Origin of the sequence: Photorhabdus hindustanensis (assembly GCF_002968995.1) — a bacterium.
In the GTDB taxonomy this organism is placed as follows: domain Bacteria; phylum Pseudomonadota; class Gammaproteobacteria; order Enterobacterales; family Enterobacteriaceae; genus Photorhabdus; species Photorhabdus akhurstii.
In genome coordinates this window covers 1-655 of record NZ_PUWT01000198.1, presented here as the reverse complement: position 1 = coordinate 655, position 655 = coordinate 1, and the positions used below count along the sequence as shown (strand labels likewise).

At 40.8% G+C, this 655-nt stretch carries 1 protein-coding gene; it reads left to right on the top strand.

Translation table 11 applies throughout. The features are described from left to right. Positions 1-73 precede the first annotated feature (73 nt). A partial coding sequence (locus C6H66_RS25315; protein ID WP_146111154.1) for an IS630 family transposase occupies positions 74-655 on the top strand: 582 nt, incomplete at its 3' end.

Here is a 655-nt window from a genome sequence, read left to right as displayed (position 1 = left end):
AATGGTTTTGGTATATACCCGTAATCATTGAAGATGCTTGATTTTATCTGAAATGGAGATCATTATCCTCGCTATGAAAATATTTATTACATCAGAACAAAAAATCAAACTTGAACATCTTCACGACACCACTCGTGATGGTCAGGTACGAGACAGAATAAAAGCTATCCTTCTGGCTTCTGAAGGGTGGAGTTCTATGATGATAGCCCAGGCATTGCGACTCCATCAGACCACTGTTGACCGCCATATCAGTGATTACCTTAATCACGGTAAACTTAAATCGGGTAATGGGGGATCTGGCAGTTTGCTTTCCCGAGAACAAACTGATTTTTTAATCAACCACTTATCTCAACATCTTTTCCATCACACCCATGAAATCGTGGCCTATGTTGCTCAGCTCTGGAAGATTACCTTTAGCATTCCCGGCATGAATAAATGGCTACACCGTCAGGGTTTTTCTTATAAAAAACCTTGTGGTGTCCCTCATAAATTCGATGCAGAAAAACAGAGACAATTTATTGAATATTATGAAAATCTTAAAGTCGCCGCGAAAGACGAGCCCATCCTCTTTCTTGACGCGGTTCACCCGACTCAAGGTACCAAACTCAGTTATGGCTGGATGCGGAAAGGTGAGAAAAAAACAGTCAAAACAACA